The sequence below is a fragment of the Lysinibacillus contaminans genome, assembly GCF_001278945.1.
GTDB classification, from domain to species: Bacteria; Bacillota; Bacilli; order Bacillales_A; family Planococcaceae; genus Lysinibacillus; species Lysinibacillus contaminans.
In genome coordinates, this window is the sequence record NZ_LGRV01000003.1 from 981,920 (window position 1) to 1,002,184 (window position 20,265).

Sequence of the window (20,265 nt, forward strand, 5' to 3'; positions counted from 1 at the left end):
AAGTGGAGAAAATAAATGGAGCAATTGAATTTAAAAGGGCATGTTGTGCTAGTAGATGCACAGAAAACAAAAGAGCTGTACGCACCACTACCACTAGTTTCGGATAAGGCTCATTGTGGATGTGAGGATTGTCGTTATTATACGGAAGCGATTATGCGAACATCAGCAGCGATTCAACAATTTTTGCAGCAATTCGGAATTGACCCACGAAGAGAAGGGGAAATTTGGATGGCAGCTGAATATGACGACGGCACTCGCTTGTACATTGTAGATTATCGTTCTGTTGGAAAGATACAAGATGCTGACCGACTCAATGGTTGGATAGAAATCGATGAAGCGAAATTTAGCTTGACGAATTATCCAATATTACCGATTTTCAGTACACTTATACCATCGATTATTGTATTACAAGCAGAAATAATGATTCGTCCTGAAAAGAATAAAGCGTTAGAAGAATAGGGTGAACGAATTTATTTTACTACTGGTCGCAATTATTGACTATTCGACTTCTGAAATAATCAATCTTTTTTACATAATAAGATCCAAGGTTATTAAAAAAGCACTCATTTTGATCTATCTTTTTTCAAAATGAGCGCTTTTCTTCTATATAACTATAAGAGGTAGTACTAGCACAATGGGGTGGTAGCGAGCAAAAGAGGTTTTGGAGGCTGTTTCAATTTGGAAACACCTAACCTAATGGAACAGACTTCAGTCTTATCCATTAGGATAGAACTAATTTTTTTACTCGTAAACAATAGAAGTGTTGATTTGGTTAGTACATGAAAGTAGCGCCGACAATAATTAGAAGAATGAATAGGACAACGATTAAAACGAATGTTGAACCACTGCCAGAACTTTCGCCTCCACAGTAATTGTTGTAATTACCCATATTTTGAGAGTATCCCATAAAAACACCTCCTTTCTTCTTTAGTCTATTCATCAATGAGAAGGAGGGTAGGGCAAAAAACATGAACAGGTCTTTATCATTTCCCGACAGAAGACGGAACCTCAATGAGTGTGGAGGACTTAGGGTATGGCAGTAACGGAGTTAATCGGATTCACGGCGATTGATTAATTGTAAAATGTCACTATTAAAAGAATGGGGCAAGAAAAACAGTGAAAAATACGGTTTAATCAAAAATGGTATGGTCACTTCATGCAGAGGATTTGATCAGCATGGTGACTGAGCTTTACTAAAACGTCCACAACTGATTTTAGCTATTTGAAAGGAACTGACAAAAAATCTGCAGATGAAACATATTATGATAATCAAGGTAGGTAACGTTAAGAGTGAGGATTTCCTTTGGTGATGGAAATGGGGATATGGTGATTATGGATCAGAGAGCAGAAGGTGCTTTATTTTTAATAAACGCGGCCAAACGTTAATAACCCTAAAAATTCGAGAATTTAAAAGATGCGTCAATTGACGTGTCTTTTTTGTTATTTAAATTAAAAACATGCTGTTTTTAAAACAAGGAATTTAAAAACGATAAGTTTTACGCCTTGCACAAATAGAGGGAAATCCTTTCTTTTGTCGAATTTAGTAATATAAAGGGGGAATTTAAGTGATAACCAAAATTAGAAAAGTAAAGTTTGAACCAGAAAGAAAAAATCCTATCTATAACGTTATTATGGAATGTCCTTATGGAAAGCAATTATTCGTTAAATTTGATTATACTTATGCAACAGAAACTTTTGGGCCATTAGAAGTAAATTATAATAAGAAAAATCATGGTGTGAAACTTGCATGGTATACAAAAGAAGTTGAAAACATGACCGTTGTATCATTCCTAGAGAAGATTGCAAGCAAGATTAATAATAAATATAACTTTGATCTAAAAGCAAACAACAATTAGTAAGGCGAATCATTCTATATTTCTTCTTAATACTATAGAAGTTTCATAATGTGTAGTTATTTTTTAAAAACTTTTAATTAAAAACATACTATTTTATATAATTGGAAAATCGATTAGTTTTTTGCCTTCCACATCTGTGGAGGGCTATTATTTTTATTCATCGAAATTCCTTTATACTACATCAGGCGTGTTAGATAACCAATTTTAACCACAACTATTAAAGTGGTAGGTTGATGCCCCGACCAGGGTCTCGGTTCGCTTGGATTTCCCGCATGAGTCGACCAACCACCTCTGCAATCAAATAAAAATAAGCGATTCCAAGGTAAATAACAACCTGATATTTCCCTAATCAACACCCGTTACAGCATCCAAAAGGGTACTTTCCATTACTCTCGTTTGAAAATATTCGAGGAGCCAGTGAACGAGCTGCCACAGGATCAGTAGAAGCGGATGAGTTTATTTAGTGTTTGATAAATGGATCTATACCAAAATCTGACCTTGCAAAACAGTAGCGTAAATTCTGAGTAGATCAAAATCGCTAGGTCGCATACGTTTTTCACGAGCGAATACTGACCAGCTAATTTTTTTGAATATTTTTCAAATATTAAAAATCACATTTATCCAAATTGATATACGACTTAAAAATAAATATGTGACAAATAGGGTTAAAGTCCTGAAATGGCGCTTATTTAAAAATATGTCGTATATCAAAATCGAGCGTTTGAAAAAATTCGAAGTTATTTAAGTCACTATTAAAATTTCCTATATTAAAACGAAAATGACCTCGAATAATTTTGATGGAAAAATGTCGTTTGATGAAAGATCAACGAAGAACATTTGCTGAATTTAATTTCTCATTACAATTTTTTAGCTGCTCAATTTTTAAAAAAGGATACTGAGGTGACTTTTCGTGTAGAAGCCTTATTATATAGACATTTTAAAGTGTTTATTTAAAATCATTACTCTTTTACTATAGCATCTTTTTCATTTGTATACAGATTGATGTCCCTCGTTATTAAGGAAGACTAGGCGGCATTTTTTAAGAAAGCATCTGGCACTTATCATGTCGTTGGAAAAACATGATAAGTGCCAGATGCTTTTTAGATGATTCATTTCAGAAGCAAAAGGTAAACAACAATGCATTTTTTAGAGGGAATTCAGCATTTTTTATTAGATAGGATGTAGGTGCATTGACCTATCCACTTTATTTTGAAGCATGATTTGAGGAGAGAAAATGGCTCTATTTCGAGTTGTTATTGTACTTTTTTAGGTGTTTTTCGCTGGTTTTGTTCGTGTGGATGCAATATTATTTGGCGCACACTTTCGAATGAAAATATTTTAGTAGAATGCGGTACGGTGCTCCTTGAATGTTACTCTTTTAAAGTCAAAGACATGTTTGGGTAATACCCTTGATCGATGATGTGAAATTGTTGATGAAGTCAGCAAAAGAGGGTGGTGTGCACAATAAAATATGTATCAATTTTGAAATGGTTTTAGATTTGCAACTTTGATTGAAGCTACTTCGCCGCAATCTTTGCACAAAGTAACGATTAACGGAGAGGAAGAAAATATTTTATCAATGGGTCTTATATTAGCATTCCCTTCAAGTTTTCCTTTTGTAAAAGAGTTGCCACCACAAGATTTACAAATTAATTTTTGATTTTCCATAATTATCACCCCAGAGAATAGTTTGTATTAATGTATATGGCTGTTTGAACAAAAAGTTTTAAAATATTTGAAAGATATGGTGCAACAGCATTAAGAATAGCGTTGCAATAAAGCAACGCTAAGCTCGATCAATCCTAGACAACTTTACAACACTAAAAACAAAGCCTATCAACCCGCCAATTAAGAAAATATATGCTACTAGTATAGACATTGCTTCTAAGTTGTTTGTAAAGATTCTATATGCTCCCACAGAAAATAGTGCCAAACCACTAACTGAGTTAAGTACTGTTCTACTCTTGTCGGTCAAAAAAACACCTCCAAATAATGAGGTTGCTAATATGTTAACACAAAAGTGTTTATTGATTAACTTATATTTGGAGGTTTTTACTTGGAGAATATCTTGAAAACAAAGAACCTTGAAGAACACCATGAGGAACAGGCATCAAAAAGAGCATCAAATTTGATGCTCTAATATCTGTATTCTTAGTGTGCATTCGGTTCGAGACGCAAAGTGATTGTATGGTCAGATATGTTTAATTTGTATTCTGCACCATAATTGGCTTTGTGAACTTCTAATGAATTTTCCTCAGTTGAAAGGACTAAAATAAGGTCATTATCCCAGTCGTGCACAGTGAATTTATTGGGATTGTAAATGCTAACAAATACAGAATATGTTGAATGAGCTTTAAGAGTCCAGCAGCAAGATAAAGGGAATTTCCTTGTGTTCAAAATTAATCATCTCATTCTTGTAAGCTATTGCTAGTATGGGAGTTTATCTAATATAAGACAATAGTGTTATTAACTCCTTGAGGAAATAACACTCATCTGAGGATTATCCGATAAAAATTGTTCAGTAGGAGAGTTAATATGTTATAAGAGGTGGAGAACTTGAAAATGGATATACAATCCGGAAATAGTATTTAGCATTTTAATGAAAATGTGTAGATGTAGTAAAAAAACATGATTAAAGGGCTATAGCAAAACTATAGCCCCTTCATATTAACGCATATTTTCAATAATTGATGAACGATTTTCCTGCATTTTTTTTACAAAGTTTGTCATAACGTCAAATGCTTCATTACGTTTATTGCTCAAATTTTGGAGGCGAAGCATGTCCATTTGTTGTGAGTTGCTCATTGAATCAATTTGGTCCTTTAATTGATCTTCTAGTAGATTTGCTCTTTGTGATTGAACCGCCAACAGAGCAGTTTCAAGATCCATACCTTGTAAACCACCAACATTCAATCCAGTTGAATTTGCAGATGCAGGTGATTGGCCTGCACCAGATACTAATAGACTTACTGCTAATGCGCTACCGATTAATAGCTTTTTCATCATAAAACCTCCTGAGAATAAGTGTTTAAGGAATAATCAAAATACCATTTAACAATCCCTTAAATAGAACTTTATAGCACGAAGGTTAAATTCAGGTTAAACTTTTAAAAAAATTTAAAATAGGATAGCTTATGCTGCGTTTATTTTGTTACTGCACAATATAAGCATTAATCGAAAGAAAACGTGCAGTAAGTGAGGTGTGAATTTAGTATGTATTTGAGGAAAGAAACTATAAAAAGGGTCACCAGGCTGGGAGTGACCCTTTGATCATAACAGGAGTATATAAGGCTGATAGATTAGCATTACACAACTATTACGATAGTTTTCTGAAGGGGTTATGGAGAGTATGGATCGTTGCTATTTATGAAGGCACTAACCTTCTTTTCATTTTCTTACACTTAAAAAACTGTAACTATTAATAACCTTTATGCATGAAAGTTGCGCCGACAATAATTAGAAGAATAAATAGAACTACGATTAAAACGAATGTTGAACTATTATCCTTACCATAGTCCATACAATAATCCATGCCATAACCTCCGCAAGAACTATTATACCCTGAATATCCATAGTTTCCCATGAGAACCTCTCCTTTCTTTAATCTATAGTATGTATAGTCGTTGAAAGGAGAGGGGCTATTCATCCAATCAATCGTTCTTTTTCTAGAAAAAATGAATTAATCGGGTTACGTATTTTGAAGAATTAAACAAAAAAGGGTCACTCGGTGGAAAGTGACCCTCGGTGTCGAAAAAAGGAGGTGTGTAAGGCGAAATTACCTTATCCTTACATTTGCTATTGGGAGATAGCTAGCAAAAGATGTTTTTGTTAATACGATCTTTGCATGAAACTAGCGCCGACAATAATTAAAAGAATGAATAGGACAACGATTAGAGCGAATGATGAATTATTACGATTACCACAGTCCGTACCATAAACCTCATTTCCCATAATAAATCCCCCCTTTCTATAATCTAGAATATGCAGAGTTATAGAAAGGAGAGATGGTATTCATCTAATCAATCATTCTTTTTGAAAAAAATAAATAATCATGTTACGTAGTTTGAGAAAGAACATGGCTCGTGTGGAGCTGCATGAAACCCAGTTGAAGTAGAAATTTATGATTCTGAATTATTAAGAAGATTAATGAACTCTTTGAGGATTTATCGAAAGAAAGTGTGCAGTAGAGTTATTTCTTAGTTACTCAGTCAAATTGAAAAATCCCCAGCTTTAAACTGGGGAACTAATTTGGCGGTTTAATCAGGCTTAATAAATATTTATTATTTTTCTGGATGATCTACATGTAATGGTGGAGGTACTAGCCAACCTTTATTTTTGTTAAGGCGTAATAGTTTGGCGCCAAGCTGTGCTTTAGCTGTATGGAATTGACCATACATTAAGCCGATGTCTTCTCTAATAGACATTCCCATTGCTTGACTACATGCAACTAAACCAGCGGCAGCGTCTAATGATAATGCGGCACTGATTTCAGGATCATTAAACTTTGCACCAGGAGGAATATCCTCTAGTCTTGCATCTGGACGTTCAGGTGGTGCAGGAGGTAATGCAATGCCATTGGTTTTTAGAATCTCTTCTAATTGCTTAGCTTCTTCTTTAGCGCATTGAATAAAATCCTCGATGATCTTTTTTAAGTCTTTATCACCAGCATGATTATAAAATGTTTGATACCCAGCAATCATGCCATAGTTTGTAGCAAGGTTTGTCCAGATACCGAACACCTCACCATAATGTAATGGTTCGTCTTTTGAGTTACCGCTAAACATACCCATACTTGCACTTCCTTTCATTATTGGCCATTTTCAAACAAAGGTAGTATGGGCAAAATCAGAAATATAATTCATGAAAAATTATTTTTACTGAACAATATGAAAGGAGAACTCATATGCAATTTGAAATCGGCTATTACGTTAATAAAGAAGATGAGATAGTTTATTTCGTCTGTTTAGCAATTGACTCTAACCATCAAGAATTGGTTGTTTTTATGGATTCAAACAGGGTAAATCGGATTGAAAGTAAGTCGGTGTGGTCGTAGCAGTTTAAACGTTGTGAAAAACAATTGGATGCTTGCCGACAATTTCAACACAACAAAACATTACAGAAATAAATACTCGATATGTTAATGGATACAGGGCTATTTGATATTACAACATTTCATCAGATTTCAGTAGAAACAAGATGATATAAACGACCTAAAATGAAGAAGGTTTTAGGCAGGTTTTATTAAGTTTTTATACGAGCTATAAGCTGCTTATTTAATAATGTTGCTTGAGTTAAAGCATGTTCATCTTTTGTGATTTCTCCAGGCCTGTTGGCTTCGCCAATAATATATGAAGTGAAGGGCATTTTTAAAAAATCAAAGATATATTGGAATTGCTGAATCATAGGCAATCCCTTGATTTTTGGATCATCTCCGCCAACAGCGAGCACGATAGCTTCTGTTGTCTGTAACTTTTCCTTTAGTTGTGGAAAGCGTTCATCACGAATTGCATGACTCAGGCGATCAACCATGTTTTTCATGATTCCAGACATACTGTACCAGTAAATTGGCGTCGTAAAAATCACAATATCACTTGTCAAAAATGCTTGAATTACTTGGTCGTAATCATCATCAATGAATTTAAACCCATTCTTGGAATGGCGTAAATCATGAATCGGTTGAATGTTTAAATTCTTTATATATAAATTTTGATATGGTATGCCTTTTAATACAAGGTCAGCAAGCATTTCACTATTACTATATTCTCTTGTGCTACCAATAAAAGCTGTGATGTTCATATTTATCCTCCTCTATATTTCACGTTATAAATAGTTTATCTTTCTTTTATTATCAAGGAAGCTGAATGTTTTGATGAAATGAGGCAAACGCTACAGCTTTAGTACGAAACTATTTGAATTTTTCAGGTTTAGCAACTTTGATTGTAGCTACTTCTCCGCAAGCCTTACAAAAGCGAAAAATAAATGGGGATCCTACAGCAAATGCAGATCCGATAGGTTTAACATTACCATAAGTACTAGCATCACCAACTTGACCGGTTGTAAATGAATCACTACCACAAGCCTTACAAACCAAATTATTATTTTCCATATTGTCACCTCTTTATGTATTTTATGTAAATTTTAACATAAAAAAAGCCACAGCGTTTGCAGACGCTACAGCGAATTGGAGAATCTCACACAATATGTTTTTTCTTTTCATCTTTTCTACTTCTAAATAGTAATAGCATGAATAATAAACTTGCAACCCAAAAGGAATAGAAAATATTTTCAAGCAAAGCCAAATTTCCATTTTTGAAATAATCTAAAACCGTTGTAAATAAAAACAGTGTTACAAAAAAAGTAATATATAAGTATTTTCCGAATGTAGTCAATTAAAGCACCTCACTATGCAATTTTTTAATAGTGTGTGCAAATTAAGTTTATTTATTCAAAAAAAGCCGCAGCGTTTGCAGACGCTACAGCTTCAGTACGAAACTATTTGAACTTTTGTGGTTTAGTAACCTTAATTGAAGCTACTTCTCCGCAATTTTGACACACAGTATAAATAAGTGGAGATCCTGTAGAGAAAAAATTGTCAATTGGTCTTAAGGCAGCATAACCATCAAGTTTACCTTCGCCAAATGAATCACCACCGCAGGACTTGCAGATTAATTTATTGTTTTCCATAACATCACCTCAATATGTAAGTTATGTAAAGCTTAACATAAAAAAGCCGCAGCGTTTGCAGACGCTACAGCGGATTGATTGATGCCCTTATGTTGTATTGACAACAATATTATACCACAACGTAGGAGGGTAATCCTATATGGGAAAACAAGGGAAAATCAAGGTTACTAAAGAGAATTTACTTCAGTAGATTGAAAATTATCGTTGGATGGTTGAAACAGTAGAGGAAGCGAGACAACCAGTAGTAAAGGTCGATAACAGCAGTTATATTGGGGCAAAAGCAACGATGTACGGGATTGAGGCGACTTTACCAAAAGATAGTGGAGGTACAAGTGATCCGGTGTATGCAGAGGTACAACGTCAGGTATATGCACTTAATTATCGGATTAAGGAATATGAGCAAAAGATTGTAGAGGTGCAAAAACGCATTCCCTGTGTGATTGGCGACAGAGAGGTGGAAGTACTTCATAGATTGCTAGATGGTGATAGCATGAGAGCTATTGGCAAGCACATGAAACTATCAAGTACAACAATTATTCTCACAAGAGACTGTATAGTTAAACAAATGTTGATGGGGCGTAGTGCGCCTTTTTATTCAATGCTGTTTTCTAACGTCGGTATTATTTTTCGAAATTTCAAATAAATTAACAACCAAAACCTAATTAAGTCGTAAAGTATAGAAAAAATGAATGGAGAATTATGTTGTGGAAAAATTGAAAAAGGTTGAATTAAAGCATTTTTCAAGTAAATATTTGAATGAATTGAACTCTTTTGTACTTACAGAAGAACAAAAACAATTTTCTGCACTTCCAAGCAAATTTGAGGAAATTAATGAAGGACAGTATCGTATTGTAATTTTAAGTGATAATACACCCGTTGGTTTCTTTCTCCTAAATTCAAATGAAAGAGTAAAGAAATACTCCAATAATTTGAATGCTTTGTTATTAACTGCACTATCAATTAATCATACTGAACAAGGAAAAGGTTACGCAAAACAAGGAATGACATTACTAGTTGAGTTTGTTAAAAAGGAATTTCCTAATTGCGATGAAATTGTTTTAGTTGTCGACAAAGATAATATACCAGTACAAAAACTATATTTAAAAGTAGGATTTGAAGATACAAATGAGAGATTAATAGGACGTATCGGAGAAGAAATTATCATGAGACAATTAATAAAATAATATTAAACCACCCATAAAGGTAACTGGAATTTTTACTACCATCGTCACCAGAGTTGATTCTACATTTTGTAGAATAGCTCTGGTTTTATATTTTTCGGACAGTTTTGCATCAATCCTTGGAAATTATCTTAATAATATGTATCAAAGGGCGCAAGTGTATCATTTGTATCAAATGTTACACATTATGTAAGTATGAATTTAACGTGTAAAATCGGAGGTAGGTCGGTGCGGAATTGTTTTCCTACGAAATATTTAATATTAGGGAAAGACAGACCGACGACAGACCAGCGCCGAGCAAATTCGTTCGGAGCATGACAAACATCGCCGGCTCATATTTTTTTAAGAGATTAGGTATCTTAATAATATAAAAGGCTAAAATACAAAAGTAAGTGAACTACGTCCACATTCTTGCGACTTTATATCGACATATTTTGGCAGGTCACTTAGTATTTAGAAAGTAGTTTTATAGTAACATTGGGTATATAAAGATCTAGGAGGTTTTATATGCCTGATTTGTTACTTGTACTTTTTTTATTTAACCTTTCTTTATTTCTTTTGCATGAAATGGACGCAATAAGGCGCTCTGAGTGGCGATTGTTTATCGTACTTAAAGATATGGAAGATTCAAAGGCTTATAAAGTATTCACATTTATTCACCTTTTTCTTTATGTAATAATACTTTCCTTACTTTTCAGCCAATATCAAACAATAATTTTTTGGGTCCTTGATGTATTCTTTATTATTCATGCAATTCTGCACTTATTTTTTGAAAGGCATTCTCGAAACGAATTTAAAAATTCATTTTCAAGATCGATTATTTATCCAATGGGGATTCTTGCGGGAATACATTTATTATTTTTAATTAATATTTAGATTAGAGTCACATCTATTGAGGTGTGGCTTTTTATGTTTCTAGTGATAGAAAGCCTTGTAGACCAACCTATCATTTTTCGTAATATCACCTCGTTAAATAATTATGGCATTAAAAAGTCCCAGCGTGGTCAAACGCTACGGTTTTAACATTAACTGAATACTTTGAGAGTTAATCGATAAATATTGTACAGTAATCTGTTCGTTAGGACTGATATAACTCATTTCTAATATCATCCAGAATTGAATTGATTAAATCAATTTTAAGTTTTTCTTCTTTAATTAACTGTTGAACGAGTTGTTTTAAATGAACGGGGTTTTTATGCTGTTGCTTTAGCCAAAAGTTAATACTATCTGTATAAATTTGTTTTCTTATTTCAAGACCTTCAATTAGGAATTTGATATTACTTGTAGGGAGTGTTTCAGTCATAATGCTTACCTCTTTATGTTTTTTATTAGCATTATCGACAAATGAATACAAAAGTATAACAAATAAATACTGAAGATTTGAAAAATATTGTGCAGTAAGAAGGAGAGATAAATTATGAGGAAAGTATTTAGCATCTTAAAGAACAAGTATAGATGTAGTAAAACAGCATTATAAAGGGCTATAGCAAACCTATAGCCCCTTCATTTTAGCGCATATTATCAATAATTGATGATCTAGCGTCCTGCATTTTCTTTAAAAAGTTTGACATCTCATCAAATGCTTCATTACGTTTATTACTCATACTTTGAAGGCGAAGCATGTCCATTTGTTGTGAGTTGTTCATTGAATCAATTTGGGCATCTAATAGAGCGGCTCTTTGTGATTGAACCGCCATCAGAGCAGTTTCAAGATCCATAGCTTGTATATCTATACTGCTTTTGTTTATACCACCAACATTCAATCCAGTTGAATTTGCAGATGCAGGTGCTTGTCCTGCTCCAGATAATAATAGACCTATTGCTAATGTACTTCCGATTAACACTTTTTTCATAATAAGACCTCCTGAGATTTGTTTGAATTTTTTTATTCAAAAGTTGTAAAAGCGTTTTTCACTCACTTCTACTATACTCAGTTTAAAGTCTCTTTAAGATAATAAATACTGACGAATGTTAATACCAATGTTAATTTTTTAGTTACTGCACAATTTGAGTATAATGTAAGTATATATAGAGAATCAATTCAATGTAATAATTGTGGGTTCATAGAGGAATATTGATAATAAATAATAGAACCGTGTTATTCGAAATAAGGAGAGATAAAGAATGAGGTTATGGCATGTGGATTTATTAGAGTATCTACCAAAAGGACAGCTGCTTTCACAGTGGAGAGAATTAAATAGTATATTTGCCAAAGAAGATAAACACATATTAATTAATTATATATATGAATATCCTAAAGATGATTTGTATGTTTATACAGAAAAAGTAATTGATGAAATGATGAAGCGTGGTTATAAAATTAGAACATATGAAAAAAAGAATAAATACTTTGAAGATTTAGAGTTAGTTAAGAATGCTAAACCCTTTAAGAATCATCACGACAATGAATATCTTCAAATTTGCTATTACAATCTAAAGGAAAAATTTATACGTGGTCAGAAAGATTTTGAAGTGGATATCTACAATAATTTAAGTAAGTACGTAAATGAATACTGTTGTCTCAGTGTGGAATTATGTAAAGGTTAATATAAAATCACAAGGAAATATCCTACACGATCAGATGATAATGAAAGAATTCAGTGACCCATTCACAGGAGAAGAAATCAAGAGAAAGAAAAATAAGTAAGCCGCTTTAGCGGTTTGTGGACCTCTCAGAATGTCTTTAGACGTAGGTCAGTACCCTAGCGTTTCACGCGCAGAGCAAACCACCAGTTATACTGGTGGTTCTGATTATATTCAATTATTATTGCATAATTTTATCCACCTAGCTTATGATTGAGTTGGAGGTGATTATTAGATGTATAGCAATACGGCAAATATGAAAAAACAAACTTCGAATCTTATAAATTCATTGATTAGATTAAAGGGAAACCTATCTTCTGCAAAGACTTTTATGAATAGCGACAAAATACCGGCAATCTATTTTTTTAGTAATGCGTATAGTGATTTCAATTTATTTAAAGCTATTTATCAAACTGTAACGCCTGGTGATTCAAAAATTGACACGTTTTTGCAAGACTTTGAAGAGTTTTATCAAGAGGTAAATAAATATGTAGAATTCTATGCTGAAGATAATGCTCATAATCAACTGCACAAAGAAATTACGGCTTCAATAAATGAAATAGAAATTTATTTATTAAATTTGAAAGATATGTACTGAAATTAAGTTAGACACTTCTATATGTTATGGAAGTGTCTTTTATTTTTAGGCTGATTTTGTATAGATTGATTTGATAAATGTTGAATATATTGCAGTTTCAGGAGGCGATCAAAACGTTGACATAACTAGCCTTATTTAAGGCACTAGAACAAGATCTCTATCCAAAAGGAGTAATTAAAATCGAAGTACAGATACAAAAGAAGTAAAGGCATAGAATATCATACCAATTCCGAAGCTCATCAACATCATATTGTTCTCTCTCAAATCACCCGATTCTTGTTTCATCTCTTTGTAATGTTTTTTCGTCATAAACACACCGCCTATCAATACCACGGCGCAACCGATAGACGGAACGATGTCCGTTCCAAAACTTTTACCCATTTCGATGGCTCCTACCGCTATAAAGTATATAAATGCCGCAAATAAATAAAATGCTTTTTCTTTCCTCTCTAATTTTCTACTTTTCTTTTTCGCCACTTTATACCAATGATTCAAATCTTCTTGCGACACATACTGCGTAATAATAGATTCTGCTTGTTCCGCATGTTTTTTTCGAACTTCGACCGTATAAAACAATTTGTAAAAATCATCGTTCGACGGTTTTAAAATAGCTTCGATGTCTACTTCAAATGGAATGCTACTTTTCTCTAAATGCTCGGACAGTATCTTCAAACGGAATGTTACTTTTCTCTAAGTGCTCGATAATTGCCCGGGCAGTATCTTCTGACGGAACGATCCTTTTCTCTACGTATTCAATAATTGCCGGAACAGTATCTTCTGAACGCCCAATCAATATTTTCTTTTTAAACAAACTAAGCACCTCTTACGAAATAAGTTAAATTACGCTTAATTATACTATTTCATTCGACCTTTTCTGAAATCCAAAATATAACATACTCTTTTAAATATCTGACTCTTTCGTTTAGCAGCAATCTTTGAGAAAACTGCCTATTTTTATAAGCAACTAGCACAAGTGGGGTGATTACTAAACAAATGTTGGAGGTGGTGCTTATGAGATATGGCTGGAATACTACCCACGTTCTAAAGAAGAAGGTGGGGTATGGAACAGGCTACAACTGAGGAAGAATGCAATTTTCAATTTGTATGGGAATGACAAACGCAACTACTCACTGCTCAATCAAGAGCTATCGGGAAGTTGCGTTCTTCTATTCGTCAGTTTATTGAAATGGCAGATGCAGAAGATGAACGCAAATCGAAGCCGAGCAGACGATGATGATGAAATCAAGGTGATGGTTTTCTAGATGCGTTAAAGGGACAGGAAGTAAATTGGAGTGAGTAAGCGAAAGAAACTTGCTCTATTCAACTTCAAATCCTTTAGTAAAAGCAACACAAAGTACTTATATGGTGGCAAGGGTGAAGCGTCATAAGACCTCATTCAGAGTATTACGCTTGCTGATATGTATTGAAGTGCGGTGGAGAGGGCAAAATGCGGTATGACGATAGATGAAGAAAAAGAACGGATTTTTAGGCTAGAGGCTTACATGGAATTGATTGAAGGAAATGTTCCAGAGACGGTTGAGTGGCATGCCATGCCATTAAGTTGTATGTAGCAAAAGTGGCAGCAATACTGAATGAGCAAAGGTTCCACATTGGTAAGCGCAAAGTCATTGGAACGGATGTGCTTCGTGCAAAGCCAATGGACGAGCTGCACGAATTGGCCGTGAAGTTATTCAAGCAAAATCGAAAAATGGTAAAGGAGCATGTGTAAGTGGAGATTATGAAAAACTATGCGGATTTAGTAAGTTTAATCGATATTGTGAAGGCTGAGATTGAGATGTTGGAGAAGGATAATAAGTTTTGGTTTGGACAGAGTGTGCACTTGCCACTTCGGTCAGAGGGTAGCCATCGTTACGGATTAGATGTTTCAGCTGAGCGTAGCGATCGTCTGAATAATCGTATTTACCAGTTGCAGGAGAAGCTTGCGTATTATGTGGTGATTGAAGAAGAGATTCGTGTGAATATTGAAAAGCTTGAAGGACTGCCATATAAGATTGCCAAGTTACGGTTTATTGATGGTCATTCATATAAGGAGGTTGCTGATATTCTTGGCTATTCATATAGCCATATTCGTAAGGTAGTATGCAAATCAATATAATAGGGAACAAAGCATGTAGACAATCTAATATTCGGTAATATTATGCAAGTTCTGAAAAATTCCATCCCCTTTGTAGAGGCACTTAGTGTATTATTTTAGTAAAAGTCTAAAATAGTTTGGTTATAATTATCTCCAAATTCATTATTATTAGTGTGACTTTTTAGTATGCAAATTAGTAGAGGTGATAACTACGTGGGGATAGCAGAAGTATTAACGATTATATTCGTAGTATTAAAGCTAACAGGAGTAATTGCATGGTCGTGGTGGTTAGTGCTATTACCAACGATTATTTCCTTTAGTATTTACGCTTTGTTAGTTGTTATAAAGTTAGTGATGGTTATAATTGCTGTGGTAGCGGTAAAAAAACGCGAATAGTTGTTTTTGTGTCACATCCATTCTGTTAAGATAATAAATAAATTGAAGCTTGCATGAAATGGTTTTGAAAAATTGGCTCTGTTAAAATTTAATGTTGATAATTAGACCATAAATATAGGGAGACCCAACCTATAAGGGTTTCCCTTTTTCATTAACCCCACCACATTGCCAAAACAAATAGTGACCAAAGAGAAGTACATATCCCTACAAAACCAATGATACGGGAATATATACGGATTTCAATTTTATCCAGTAGTTGCTTTTTACCGGCGAGATAGATTAATACAACTGTGACTAAGTACAAGAAAATGCTTATACAGGTTAGTACAGTTAAATAATATATAGGTGCTATTGAAACAATGTTTTCATTCATGAAATAGGCAATTCCCTGACCGAATATTCCGAATGTAGTTGCTAAAGACAGACTTCCTAATATAAGAATATTAGATTTTTCCAACAACAGCACCTCCGTATTAAAAAAATAGTTTGTTCAACAAGATTATACGCTGAATTTCAACATTCTTAAACTATCATATGTGTCTGTCATTTCAAATACAATGATGTTAATAGAAATTCTTTAATATGCTGTTTATTGCTTTCATTACTGCGAATATCGACAAATAAGAACCAAGTAAGGTGATATTTTGTAGATACTCTCTTAAAGCGGTTTATCCATCGTTCCAAACGGGAATAAAGTCCCTACACGTAGCGTCAGCAATCAAGAAAGCGGCTCGGTGCTTGCCCACGGAAAGCGAGTATCCGTAGCGGAAATCAACCTCTCGCCTTAATAGTAATGGTGAAAATCGATTAATCAACTCGCTTGAACTTATTGATATGATAACGGGTACGAGTTTTAAATTTACGGAAATAGAGGGGATTGTTATGAATTCAGATTTTGCATTTATTGATTTTCCTATATTTGAGACTGAACGTTTCATCTTACGTAAAGCTGTAGAAAATGATTGTCATGATATTTTCGAACTTTATTCAGATGGAAAAGTGGTTAAATACATGCCTTTCACTCCATTTACTTCAATAGAAGATGCGATTAATGAGATGAATTGGTATGATAAGATTTTCAAAGAACAGACAGGTTTTAGATGGGTAATTGAAGAAATTGAGTCCAAAAAAGTAATTGGCACGTGTGGGTTTTTAAATTATGAAAAAGCTCATAATCGTATAGAAATCGGCTATGATTTATCTCCGAACTATTGGGGGAAGGGTGTTATGAAAGAGGCATTAAATTGTATCATTCATTTTGCCTTTATGACGATGAAAATAAATAAAATTGAAGCGAAGGTTGAACCGGAAAATATATCTTCAAGCAGATTGTTAGAAAAATCAAATTTCTATAAAGAAGGCATTTTAAGACAACATGAATTTGAAAATGGGAAATATGTTGATCTTGCTATCTTCTCTCTATTAAAAAGCGAATATGAGCTTTGAAAAAGGTTGTTTTTAAATGATTGTAGTTCCTCAACTACCGACGTTAAGATCAAAGTGGCATGGTTAGACAATAATAAGCTCTTAAAATCAAAGATGATTGCACAAATTTTTGCAGAATTATCACAAGATAGTAAACGCAACAAACATTGAAAAATAGCCTTGTTTATATATAACTTTTGTCTGCTTTTAAGCTTATTCCTAGATAATAAGAAGCACATGTTGTTAAAATAAAAAAGGGAATAAATCAAAAGGAGATGTAAAGAATAGTGTTCAAAAAAATGATTACACTAATTGCAGCAGTGACAATGTTAACAGCTTGCAGCAATAATGAAGCGGCTAACAACAATAGTGAGGCTACAGAAAAAAATCAGGAATCCTTGCATACGGAGGAACAACAAGTAGATCAACAAGTGAAGGATCAACCAATGGAAGAGGTTCAAGACCAATCTAAAGAAAACGTAGATCATGGTGAATGGGCATCATTACCTGAATACAATAAAATTGTTGAACAAATCGGCAACAAAGATTTTAGCTTTGAAACGGTAACAGATAACGAGGATAAACGTGTTCTATACGTTCTTGATGAAAATGGTGCAAAGCAATATAAAACTATATTTATCAAAAATACTAGTCGTCTAAAAATCGTTAATATAAATGGAGGCGGACAAATTTTCAATGAAATTTTGTCCTAATATAGAATAAGTAATAAGTCACATCTAACTAGGTGTGGCTTTTTGTTATGTCATCTAACGGTGGAGCAGGAGCCTTTGATTTTTCTTTTAGTGTTCTGAACTAGCCCATAGAAATTAAAATAGATTCTTAAATTCACAGTGTAGACCAGATCAAGCCATATTAAAAGAAAAGCTCACAAAGAAGGGAGGAAAAATTTATCCCTACTTTATGAACGTAGTTGCTTAATAGATTAAACTGCCGGATATGGAATCATACGTATAGTGGTGTAAAAGATTGATAAATCAATAACCTGTCTATTCGATTATAGTTATCTATCTAATAATACGCATTAATATTTTGTACAATTTTTTCCCATTCATCTTGTTTTTGTTGAGTTGTTTGTAAGTCCCATTTAGGTTCAAAGTTACTGTAAATAATGAATTTTTCAGCAATTGTTTGCATATCCCACCAACCTAAAGCTAAGCCACAAATAAACGATGCGCCAAGTGGAGACAAGTCTATTTTATTTGTCGTATGAATATTCAATTGAAGGAAATTCGCCATATCTTGAATTAAATATTGATTTGCAGATGCCCCTCCATCACAACGAAGTGTCTGTAGGGTAATAGATGTTTCTTGTGAGAGTAAACTAATAACATCACGAATTTGATGAGCAATACTTTCTGAGCAAGCCTTTAACAAATGTGAACGTGTAGAGCTACGACTAAGCCCATAAATCGTTGCTTTAGCATTAACGTTCCAGTAGGGTGCTCCAATACCGTAGAAAGCTGGTATTATAATGACGCCCTCACTAGAAGGAGTTTCTTTTAAAATAGCCATTAACTCATTGTAGTCCTGAAATAAACCTAAGTTATTTTTTGCCCATGATAGCGTATCGGCTGCGCTATAAATAATTCCTTCTAAAGCATAGCTAGTTTTAGTAGATAGCTTCCAAGCGATAGTTGTTACTAAACCATTTTTGGCAGGGAGTGGATTTTCACCAATATTCATCAGTACAGAAGATCCAGTTCCTAGCGTTGCTTTTGCCGTTCCTGTTTTAAAACAGCCATGTGCAAATAGTGCTGCTTGCGAATCGCCAATGACTCCGCAAATAGGAGTACCTTGAATGGCATCAGGCAAGTTTGGATCGCTTACAATTCCGAAGCTTGCGTCAGATTCAAGTACGTTTGGTAAGATGATTGACTTTAGATTAAATAAATCTAGTAATTGATCATCCCACGATAATGTATGGATATTGAAAAGTAAAGTTCGACAAGCATTTGTATAATCCGTTGCATGCACCATTTTATTCGTTAGGTTATAAATCAGCCAGCTATCCATTGTACCTGCGTATGCTTGAGATGCTTGAGGATGAGCATTCAATAACCATTGTAGCTTTGTAGCGGAAAAATAAGGGCTAATCAGTAAGCCTGTTTTTTCACTAATTGTTGGTGCGTGGCCTTGTGAAATATACTGTTCACATAGTTTGGCTGTGCGATTGCATTGCCAAACTATGGCATTTTGTATCGGTTGGCCATCTTTATTCCAAAGTAAACATGTTTCGCGCTGGTTTGTAATTGAAATCGCATGTATATCACCTTTAGATAGATTTTGCTGCTGTACAATTTCGTGAAGAAGACGTTGCGTATTTTGATAAATTTCTATAGGATCATGCTCTAACCAACCTGGCTGAGGATATATTTGTTCGTGTTCAACACTTAACTTATGAACAATGTCACCTTTTTGATTTATGAGTAACACCTTTGTTCCAGAAGTACTTTGATCGATAGTTAAAATAAATGGACCCATTACCGGATTTCCTTTTTACAAAATGCTGTAATATTAGCTGCTAAATGCTCAGCATTTAAACCGTAATAATCAAACACTTCTTTTGTTTTACCGGCGATAGCTGGTTCATCAGGAATCCCATATATTTTCATAGCAACAGGGTGATGCTGTACAACTACTTCTGCAACAGCTGAACCTAGTCCACCGTGTATTGAATGTTCTTCAAGAGTAACGATATAATTCGTTTCTTGTGCTGCTTTAATAATAGTTTCAGTGTCGAGAGGTTTAATTGTATGCATATTGATAACTCTACAGTGAATACCTGATGTACGTAACATTTTACTCGTGTCGAGCGCAATTCGTACTGTTTCACCACATGCAATAATTGTTACATCATTCCCCGTAGCTAATTGAATAGCTTTACCGATTTCAAATTCGAAATTATCAGAATCATAAACGTCTTCCACTGGATTACGCCCGATACGCATATATGCTCCTTGCTCATAGTGTACTAATGCTTCAATCATTTTTTTTGTTTCATGTCGATCTGCAGGTACAACTACTGTTAAATCAGGAATGGCGCGTGTTACGGCGAAATCTTGGACAGAATGATGTGACATACCTAGTGCCCCATAACTAATTCCACCGCTAATTCCGATTAGTTTTACATTTGTTTGTGAATAGGCAACATCCACTTTAATTTGTTCAATACTGCGCATGCTAAGAAAGCAAGCAGGGGAGGTTACAAATGCTTTTATACCGCTATGTGCTAATCCTGCTGCAATTCCAACGATATTTTGTTCAGCAATGCCAACTTCAACAAACTGTTCTGGGAAGGTATCTGCAAATGATGTCATTGCTGCAGAGCCACGAGAATCGCTTGCTAATACATATATAGAGGAGTCGTTTTTTGCAAATTCTAAAAGTGTATCGCAAACTACTTGTCTATTTGGAGTTGTATTCATA

Annotated in this window: 28 protein-coding genes and 2 pseudogenes; 13 read left to right on the forward strand and 17 right to left on the reverse strand. The window is 34.1% G+C overall.

Going from position 1 to position 20,265, the window contains the following annotated elements; genetic code table 11:
- Positions 1-15: 15 nt before the first annotated feature.
- Positions 16-459, forward strand: coding sequence for a hypothetical protein (locus AEA09_RS06965; RefSeq protein ID WP_053583149.1), 444 nt, complete (start codon positions 16-18; stop codon positions 457-459).
- Between the two features lie 313 nt (positions 460-772).
- On the opposite strand, the gene AEA09_RS19515 is transcribed toward AEA09_RS06965, so the two are convergent.
- Complete coding sequence (locus tag AEA09_RS19515) at positions 773-889, reverse strand: YjcZ family sporulation protein (RefSeq protein WP_156312178.1); 117 nt, start codon at positions 887-889, stop codon at positions 773-775.
- Positions 890-1,091: 202 nt separating this feature from the next.
- Here AEA09_RS19515 and AEA09_RS20255 point away from each other — a divergent pair.
- Together AEA09_RS20255 and AEA09_RS06970 are read left to right on the forward strand one after the other, a co-directional pair.
- A pseudogene (locus AEA09_RS20255) lies at positions 1,092-1,282 on the forward strand (glycosyl transferase family 2); the annotation flags it as partial.
- A gap of 283 nt (positions 1,283-1,565) precedes the next feature.
- Positions 1,566-1,856: a hypothetical protein gene (locus AEA09_RS06970; protein ID WP_053583150.1), complete on the forward strand. Its 291-nt coding sequence runs from the start codon at positions 1,566-1,568 to the stop codon at positions 1,854-1,856.
- A gap of 1,476 nt (positions 1,857-3,332) precedes the next feature.
- Here AEA09_RS06970 and AEA09_RS06975 read toward each other — a convergent pair.
- From AEA09_RS06975 to AEA09_RS07010, 8 genes are all read right to left on the reverse strand, one after another.
- The gene (locus AEA09_RS06975) at positions 3,333-3,524 is read right to left on the reverse strand and encodes a hypothetical protein (protein ID WP_053583151.1); all 192 of its coding nucleotides are present in this window, start codon (positions 3,522-3,524) and stop codon (positions 3,333-3,335) included.
- Between the two features lie 999 nt (positions 3,525-4,523).
- Entirely contained in the window at positions 4,524-4,862 is a 339-nt protein-coding gene (locus AEA09_RS06985; protein WP_245622876.1) for a hypothetical protein, read from the reverse strand.
- Positions 4,863-5,274: 412 nt separating this feature from the next.
- A complete protein-coding gene (locus tag AEA09_RS19525) occupies positions 5,275-5,439 on the reverse strand; it encodes a YjcZ family sporulation protein (protein WP_082332582.1) in 165 nt (54 codons plus the stop codon).
- 245 nt (positions 5,440-5,684) lie between these two features.
- Positions 5,685-5,807, reverse strand: a complete 123-nt coding sequence (locus tag AEA09_RS19530; RefSeq protein WP_082332583.1) for a YjcZ family sporulation protein — start codon at positions 5,805-5,807, stop codon at positions 5,685-5,687.
- Positions 5,808-6,136: 329 nt separating this feature from the next.
- Complete coding sequence (locus AEA09_RS06990; protein ID WP_053583154.1) at positions 6,137-6,646, reverse strand: DUF3231 family protein; 510 nt, start codon at positions 6,644-6,646, stop codon at positions 6,137-6,139.
- Between the two features lie 451 nt (positions 6,647-7,097).
- On the reverse strand, positions 7,098-7,652 hold the full coding sequence (locus tag AEA09_RS06995; RefSeq protein WP_053583155.1) for a flavodoxin family protein: 555 nt from the start codon (positions 7,650-7,652) through the stop codon (positions 7,098-7,100).
- Positions 7,653-7,761: 109 nt separating this feature from the next.
- The gene (locus AEA09_RS07000) at positions 7,762-7,962 is read right to left on the reverse strand and encodes a hypothetical protein (protein ID WP_053583156.1); all 201 of its coding nucleotides are present in this window, start codon (positions 7,960-7,962) and stop codon (positions 7,762-7,764) included.
- A 386-nt stretch (positions 7,963-8,348) separates the two neighbouring features.
- Positions 8,349-8,540, reverse strand: coding sequence for a hypothetical protein (locus AEA09_RS07010; protein WP_053583158.1), 192 nt, complete (start codon positions 8,538-8,540; stop codon positions 8,349-8,351).
- A gap of 208 nt (positions 8,541-8,748) precedes the next feature.
- Here AEA09_RS07010 and AEA09_RS19535 point away from each other — a divergent pair, with 208 nt between their 5' ends.
- From AEA09_RS19535 to AEA09_RS07025, 3 genes are all read left to right on the forward strand, one after another.
- Positions 8,749-9,183 carry a helix-turn-helix domain-containing protein gene (locus AEA09_RS19535; protein ID WP_245622805.1) on the forward strand — a complete coding sequence of 145 codons (435 nt, stop codon included), beginning with the start codon at positions 8,749-8,751 and terminating at the stop codon, positions 9,181-9,183.
- Between the two features lie 61 nt (positions 9,184-9,244).
- Positions 9,245-9,724, forward strand: coding sequence for a GNAT family N-acetyltransferase (locus AEA09_RS07020; RefSeq protein ID WP_053583159.1), 480 nt, complete (start codon positions 9,245-9,247; stop codon positions 9,722-9,724).
- Between the two features lie 504 nt (positions 9,725-10,228).
- Positions 10,229-10,597 (forward strand): DUF6713 family protein, encoded by a 369-nt coding sequence (locus AEA09_RS07025; protein WP_053583160.1) that lies wholly within the window; start codon positions 10,229-10,231, stop codon positions 10,595-10,597.
- 202 nt (positions 10,598-10,799) lie between these two features.
- Here AEA09_RS07025 and AEA09_RS07030 read toward each other — a convergent pair whose 3' ends face one another.
- Both AEA09_RS07030 and AEA09_RS07035 read right to left on the reverse strand, forming a co-directional pair.
- The gene (locus AEA09_RS07030) at positions 10,800-11,024 is read right to left on the reverse strand and encodes a hypothetical protein (protein WP_053583161.1); all 225 of its coding nucleotides are present in this window, start codon (positions 11,022-11,024) and stop codon (positions 10,800-10,802) included.
- Positions 11,025-11,229: 205 nt separating this feature from the next.
- Entirely contained in the window at positions 11,230-11,574 is a 345-nt protein-coding gene (locus AEA09_RS07035; protein WP_053583162.1) for a hypothetical protein, read from the reverse strand.
- A 271-nt stretch (positions 11,575-11,845) separates the two neighbouring features.
- Between AEA09_RS07035 and AEA09_RS07040 the strand changes: the two genes are divergently transcribed.
- A complete protein-coding gene (locus AEA09_RS07040) occupies positions 11,846-12,268 on the forward strand; it encodes a pyrimidine dimer DNA glycosylase/endonuclease V (protein WP_053583163.1) in 423 nt (140 codons plus the stop codon).
- A 271-nt stretch (positions 12,269-12,539) separates the two neighbouring features.
- Positions 12,540-12,902 (forward strand): hypothetical protein, encoded by a 363-nt coding sequence (locus tag AEA09_RS07045; RefSeq protein WP_053583164.1) that lies wholly within the window; start codon positions 12,540-12,542, stop codon positions 12,900-12,902.
- Between the two features lie 174 nt (positions 12,903-13,076).
- Here AEA09_RS07045 and AEA09_RS07050 read toward each other — a convergent pair whose 3' ends face one another.
- Both AEA09_RS07050 and AEA09_RS20055 read right to left on the reverse strand, forming a co-directional pair.
- On the reverse strand, positions 13,077-13,574 hold the full coding sequence (locus tag AEA09_RS07050) for a hypothetical protein (protein ID WP_053583165.1): 498 nt from the start codon (positions 13,572-13,574) through the stop codon (positions 13,077-13,079).
- Positions 13,540-13,713, reverse strand: a complete 174-nt coding sequence (locus AEA09_RS20055; RefSeq protein WP_162212721.1) for a hypothetical protein — start codon at positions 13,711-13,713, stop codon at positions 13,540-13,542. The genes AEA09_RS07050 and AEA09_RS20055 overlap by 35 nt, the downstream gene beginning before the upstream one ends.
- Before the next feature lie 729 nt (positions 13,714-14,442).
- On the opposite strand from AEA09_RS20055, the gene AEA09_RS19865 reads away from it, so the two are divergent.
- The 3 genes from AEA09_RS19865 to AEA09_RS07060 all read left to right on the forward strand — a co-directional run bounded on the left by AEA09_RS19865 (position 14,443) and on the right by AEA09_RS07060 (position 15,393).
- Complete coding sequence (locus tag AEA09_RS19865) at positions 14,443-14,631, forward strand: hypothetical protein (protein WP_156312075.1); 189 nt, start codon at positions 14,443-14,445, stop codon at positions 14,629-14,631.
- Positions 14,632-15,018 (forward strand): RNA polymerase sigma factor, encoded by a 387-nt coding sequence (locus tag AEA09_RS07055; RefSeq protein WP_053583166.1) that lies wholly within the window; start codon positions 14,632-14,634, stop codon positions 15,016-15,018. It begins immediately after the preceding gene.
- 192 nt (positions 15,019-15,210) lie between these two features.
- A complete protein-coding gene (locus AEA09_RS07060; RefSeq protein ID WP_053583167.1) occupies positions 15,211-15,393 on the forward strand; it encodes a transmembrane Fragile-X-F protein in 183 nt (60 codons plus the stop codon).
- 151 nt (positions 15,394-15,544) lie between these two features.
- Here the strand turns inward: AEA09_RS07060 and AEA09_RS07065 are convergent, their stop codons facing one another.
- Both AEA09_RS07065 and AEA09_RS19870 read right to left on the reverse strand, forming a co-directional pair.
- Positions 15,545-15,850 (reverse strand): hypothetical protein, encoded by a 306-nt coding sequence (locus tag AEA09_RS07065; RefSeq protein WP_053583168.1) that lies wholly within the window; start codon positions 15,848-15,850, stop codon positions 15,545-15,547.
- 42 nt (positions 15,851-15,892) lie between these two features.
- Positions 15,893-16,092 (reverse strand): annotated as a pseudogene (locus tag AEA09_RS19870) (IS1595 family transposase); the annotation flags it as partial.
- A gap of 183 nt (positions 16,093-16,275) precedes the next feature.
- Here AEA09_RS19870 and AEA09_RS07070 point away from each other — a divergent pair.
- Both AEA09_RS07070 and AEA09_RS07075 read left to right on the forward strand, forming a co-directional pair.
- Positions 16,276-16,839 carry a GNAT family N-acetyltransferase gene (locus AEA09_RS07070; RefSeq protein ID WP_053583169.1) on the forward strand — a complete coding sequence of 188 codons (564 nt, stop codon included), beginning with the start codon at positions 16,276-16,278 and terminating at the stop codon, positions 16,837-16,839.
- 266 nt (positions 16,840-17,105) lie between these two features.
- Entirely contained in the window at positions 17,106-17,531 is a 426-nt protein-coding gene (locus tag AEA09_RS07075; protein WP_245622806.1) for a hypothetical protein, read from the forward strand.
- 316 nt (positions 17,532-17,847) lie between these two features.
- Here AEA09_RS07075 and AEA09_RS07080 read toward each other — a convergent pair whose 3' ends face one another.
- The gene (locus AEA09_RS07080; RefSeq protein WP_053583170.1) at positions 17,848-19,320 is read right to left on the reverse strand and encodes an FGGY family carbohydrate kinase; all 1,473 of its coding nucleotides are present in this window, start codon (positions 19,318-19,320) and stop codon (positions 17,848-17,850) included.
- On the reverse strand, positions 19,320-20,264 hold the full coding sequence (locus tag AEA09_RS07085) for a transketolase family protein (protein WP_053583171.1): 945 nt from the start codon (positions 20,262-20,264) through the stop codon (positions 19,320-19,322). Before AEA09_RS07085 ends, AEA09_RS07080 begins: the two co-directional genes overlap by 1 nt.
- Position 20,265: the final 1 nt, after the last annotated feature.